Source organism: Spirulina sp. 06S082 (assembly GCF_034932145.1).
Taxonomy (GTDB): domain Bacteria; phylum Cyanobacteriota; class Cyanobacteriia; order Cyanobacteriales; family Spirulinaceae; genus CCY15215.
In genome coordinates, this window is record NZ_JAYGHV010000213.1 from 1 (window position 1) to 4,863 (window position 4,863).

Sequence of the window (4,863 nt, forward strand, 5' to 3'; positions counted from 1 at the left end):
ATGACATATCTCGCGCTAAAAAGGTGACTCCAAAGCCTCCTCGTCCCAACATCCTTAAGATTAAATAGCGATCGCGAAACAATTCCTCGGTTCCACAGAGTTGCCCGAGTTGTGTTTTAGAAAAAATATCGTTATGAAATTGAGAGAGATTAGCAGGTGGAAAGGACATAAGACTTGCATCGGTGGGAGAAAAGTGGAATCTTAGTTTCTAGGCGCGATCGCGATCTGAGGAAAAATACAATTCGGAAAAGGGCGATCGGGTTTACGATCTTTCTACACGCCCCCCCTCTTTGTTTCCAAAGGTGACAAGTTGGGGGAATGACCCCTCACATTGTATTGTAATCAATAATGACTCTAATGTCGCCAAAAAGCTCTTGTGATTTAGGTCATAGATATGTATAGAGGGGTTATAGAAGGACAAACTTCGGGAGTACGAAGCATTGGGAAACCCGATATTCTGTAAAATTATTTTTAGGATTTACGCAGCTAGGGAGCGAGACGTTCCCACTACTGTATTCTATCGTTATGGTGCGGGCATCCTGCCCGCTAATGCGTAAGTCCTAATTTTGAGTAACCGAGTGGGTTGATTTACTCATCGGCTAATAATAATGATCTCTTCTAAAAGTATGAATTCTCAATTGCAACAGGCATTTGTGCGTAAAAATGTTCTCAAAGTCATTAGTGGCTTAAATAATTTCGATCGCGATCGCGTGGCGGCGACGGTGAAGGCTGCAACGGCGGGCGGTGCAACGTTTGTCGATATTGCGGCGGATGCGGAGTTGGTACGCATGGCACGTCAACTGACGGATTTACCGATCTGCGTTTCGGCGGTGGAACCAGACAAGTTAGCGATGGCGATCGCGGCGGGTGCCGATCTGATTGAAATCGGCAATTTTGATAGTTTTTACGCGGTGGGGCGACGCTTTGAGGCGGAGGAAGTTTTGGCATTAACCAGGCAAACTCGCGCTTTACTGCCGGAGGTAACGCTTTCGGTGACGGTACCCCATATTTTAACTTTGGATCGTCAGGTGGCCTTGGCTGAGGCGTTGGTGGCTGAGGGGGCGGATATCATCCAAACTGAAGGGGGAACCAGTGCTACACCCCAACATCCGGGAACTTTAGGGTTAATTGAAAAGGCTGCTCCTACTTTAGCGGCGGCGCGAGAAATTTCGCAAGTGGTTTCGGTGCCGGTTTTGTGCGCTTCGGGTTTATCTGATGTGACGGTGCCAATGGCGATCGCGGCGGGGGCTTCTGGTGTGGGGGTCGGTTCCGCAATTAATCAATTAAACAGTGAGGTGGCAATGGTGGCTGCTGTACGTCGTTTGGTTGAGGCGTTGGCGACGGTTCGCATGGTTGAGGCGATCGTCTAATACGGTATCAATATATTCGTTAAGAATTGTAAAATAAAGTTGACTTTCCTGCGTTTTTGTGTTAGAATGCGGGATTTTTTTTTGATCGCGAGAAAAAGGTTTGATTTCCTTAAAATATTTAGGCGATCGCCTAAACTAAAATAATGTTTCTTCCCTTTTACTAAAATTCTCTCATGAACAATAAAAGAATCTCTTCCTCTTTTGGCATAAAACGACGCAATCTCTTGTATTTATTATTGGGCTTATCTGGCAGTCTGGGCATGGGAAGTTGTTCCCAGCTATCCGCAGAACCCGGCAAAAATGAGAGCGAAACAAATCTATATGATACTGTTATTATTGGCGGGGGGATTAGCGGACTAACGGCGGCTTTTCTTCTTAAGGAAAAGAATATTTTAGTGTTGGAAAAAGAAACATCTTTGGGAGGGCGAATTGTCTCGGGAGAATGGGAAGGATTTCACTATCCTAAAGGTACTGAATATATTGGAGAACCGGAAGGAGAATCCGCACAATTATTTTCACAATTGGGACTCAAAGCGATTAAAATGCCTCCTCCTACTGATGCGATCGCCTATCAAGGAAGCATTCATCATGGCAAAAATATTCTCGATTTTATTGACGAGGAGACTCAAGAAGATTATTGGCGCTTAGAGGAGGAATTATCGAAATTAAACGATCGCATTGAAGACGATCTCTTTTCTGGGTTAGGCGATCGCAATGTTACTCCTCTCAAACAGTTTGCGGGATATGATGGGCAAACGATGGCAGAATGGTTAAAACAACTTGATATCGATCCGGTTATTCAGCAATATATCGACATTGAAAATCGGGGTTTATTTGGTGCAGCCAATAATGAACTTTCTTTGCTGTTTAATATTCCTGAAATGGCTTATAATTTACCCGATCCCGAAGAAGCCAATGAGAGTGAAGTTTATACTTTTTCTCGAGGCATTTACGAATTAGTCGAAGTCTTGGCTCAAAGATTGGCTAAAAATGTGGTAACAGGGGCAAAAGTTAATCAAGTTGAAGTTAATGAAGAGGAAGAAGTTACTGTTAGTTATGAACGAGAAGGAAAAGAAGTTCTCGTGAAAGCTAAAACAGTGATTTTATCTACTCCTGCACCTATTAGCGATCGCCTTGTCACCCAGGGTTTTTCCAACAAGGTAAAAAATGCGCTAAAATCTATTCAATATGCAGAATATGTGACAGTTAATTTATTCTTGCGCGATCGCCTTTGGAAGGACGCATGGACGCTATCCTGTTTAGATGATTTCTTTGTCACTCTTTACGATGCCATTCGCACGCAAGTTGATATTTCTTATAACGGTAAAGCAGTTTTAGGGGTTTATATTGCGGCGAAAGATGCCAAAGATCGTTCCTTGTTAAAAATGTCCGATGTGGAAATTGTCGATCGCGTCCTCAAAGATTTAGAAAAATATTATCCCAATATTCGCAGTCAAGTTTTAGGGCAGGATATTCAACGTTTTCCCTATGCGTTTCCTGCTTTTAGTCGCAATTATACTAACATTCTGGAAGTGCTTTATACGGATAAAATGTTGCAAAACTCTCCTCTTTTTCTAGCGGGAGATTATTTAGTCTATGCTACCTTAGATGGGGCGATCGCGAGTGGATTTCAAGCCGCAGAAAGTGTCAATGAATATATCACAGAAAACTAATTGTGAGAGGGTTAAATTGCAGCGTAGAATATTCTCCGGAATATTCTATCTCCCCAAAACCTTCGAGGCAATAATCGTAATTGTCGCCGCAGCAATGAGACTGAATGCTAACTGTACAACCCATTGCATAGCTTGTTGATAATCACTAAAGCGATCATTAAATTTCTCTACATCTGTCACCAACTTTTCTACTATAGTATCTAGCCGTGCTACTGCAGTATCTAGCCGTTCTACCTTGGTATCCAGCCGTGCTACTGTAGCATCCAGACGTTCTACTGTGGCATCCAGACGTTCTACCGTGGTAATTAGTTTTTGTTCTTGTTCTGGGGTCATGGGTTTTTCTCCAATAAATTTTTCTGGGATTGTTCTGTAAAATTGCCCGAGAAATAATTCTACTATCCTTAATTATAAGGCCATTTTAAAAACAATCTTTTAATCCGTAAATAACCCGATCTTGTTCTTCCTCAGAGAGTTCGGGAAACATTGGCAAAGAAAGCACTTCACGGGAAACTTGTTCGGCGTTGGGGAATTGTCCTACCTGATAATTTAGATGCTGATAAACGGGTTGTAAATGGAGAGGAAGCGGATAATAAATCATGGAACTAATGCCTTTTTCTTGTAAGCGATCGCGCACCTCATCCCGCTTTGTCGATAAAATACGAATCGTGAATTGATTCCAGACTGCTTTCCCCGTTTCTGGGGCTGACGGGAGGGCAATTTGCGAAAGAGATGTTAGGCATTCTTGATAGCGTTTAGCAACCTGCGATCGCCTTTCATTCCACTCGTCGAGATAGCGCAATTTAATCGTTAAAATCGCAGCTTGTAGGGCATCCAAACGACTATTCACCCCGATCGCATCGTGAATATAGCGCCTTTTTTGTCCATGTTCTTTCAGCATCCGCACGATCGCGGCAATTTCTGGGTTGTTGGTAGTAACGGCACCCCCATCCCCACACGCCCCTAAATTCTTCGTGGGAAAGAAGCTAAAACAGCCAATGTGACCGATATTACCGACCTTCTTACCCGCCCATTCTGCCCCCGTTGCTTGGGCGCAGTCTTCAATGACCGATAAATTATGTTTTTGGGCAATTTCCATCAACCCCGTCATTTCCACAGGACGACCAAATAAATGGACGGGGATAATGGCTTTTGTTTTCGGCGTAATGGCGGCCTCTAGGCGATCGCGATCGAGGTTATAGGTCGCGCGATCGATATCGACAAAAACGGGAGTCGCCTTTACTTCCGAAATAGTTTCCGCCGTCGCGATAAAAGTCAAGGGAGTGGTAATAACCTCATCTCCTTCACCAATATTAAGGGCGCGGAGTGCCAAATAAAGCGCATCTGTGCCGGAATTACAGCCCACGCATTCCCGCGTCCCGATATAGCCGCCAAATGCAGCCTCAAAGTCCGTGACAGACTGTCCGCCGATATAACGCCCCGATCGCAGGATTTCCAGGACGACAGCATCAACTTCTTGGGCGATCTGCTGGTACTGTCTGGTCAGATCGAGGGGTGGAATATTGTTCACTCGCACAACACCTAAAAATTTTTCCTATCAAATCAAAAAATGGCCATTTTGTCATTGGGTGAGAGGACAGGACAAATTCTGGATTCTTGGACATGATATAGTTTGCTCAGATATTATCCAAATGAGTTAACCATTTTTATCATGCTTTCTGCGACCTTAAGTCAATCTTCTTTTTCTTTAAAACATGATGAACTAGCGCAAGTTTTAACCCAAACTAAGAATTTGTTGATTATTCAGGATTTAGATGGTGTTTGCATGGGTTTGGTCAAAGATCCTCTGACGCGGGTTATCA

5 protein-coding genes and 1 pseudogene are annotated in these 4,863 nt (G+C 43.6%); 3 read left to right on the forward strand and 3 right to left on the reverse strand.

From position 1 onward, the window contains the following. Nucleotides 1-169 (reverse strand): annotated as a pseudogene (locus VB714_RS27460) (serine/threonine protein kinase); the annotation flags it as partial. A 439-nt stretch (nucleotides 170-608) separates the two neighbouring features. Here VB714_RS27460 and VB714_RS14460 point away from each other — a divergent pair. Both VB714_RS14460 and VB714_RS14465 read left to right on the forward strand, forming a co-directional pair. Continuing rightward, a complete protein-coding gene (locus VB714_RS14460) occupies nucleotides 609-1,370 on the forward strand; it encodes a DUF561 domain-containing protein (protein ID WP_323225311.1) in 762 nt (253 codons plus the stop codon). Nucleotides 1,371-1,543: 173 nt separating this feature from the next. Further along, the gene (locus tag VB714_RS14465; protein WP_323225313.1) at nucleotides 1,544-3,043 is read left to right on the forward strand and encodes a protoporphyrinogen/coproporphyrinogen oxidase; all 1,500 of its coding nucleotides are present in this window, start codon (nucleotides 1,544-1,546) and stop codon (nucleotides 3,041-3,043) included. A gap of 45 nt (nucleotides 3,044-3,088) precedes the next feature. Here VB714_RS14465 and VB714_RS14470 read toward each other — a convergent pair whose 3' ends face one another. Both VB714_RS14470 and VB714_RS14475 read right to left on the reverse strand, forming a co-directional pair. Then, entirely contained in the window at nucleotides 3,089-3,376 is a 288-nt protein-coding gene (locus VB714_RS14470) for a hypothetical protein (protein ID WP_323225314.1), read from the reverse strand. Nucleotides 3,377-3,461: 85 nt separating this feature from the next. Continuing rightward, the gene (locus VB714_RS14475) at nucleotides 3,462-4,571 is read right to left on the reverse strand and encodes a DegT/DnrJ/EryC1/StrS family aminotransferase (RefSeq protein WP_323225315.1); all 1,110 of its coding nucleotides are present in this window, start codon (nucleotides 4,569-4,571) and stop codon (nucleotides 3,462-3,464) included. Nucleotides 4,572-4,712: 141 nt separating this feature from the next. On the opposite strand from VB714_RS14475, the gene VB714_RS14480 reads away from it, so the two are divergent. Beyond that, a partial coding sequence (locus VB714_RS14480) for a glucosylglycerol 3-phosphatase (RefSeq protein WP_323225316.1) occupies nucleotides 4,713-4,863 on the forward strand: 151 nt, incomplete at its 3' end.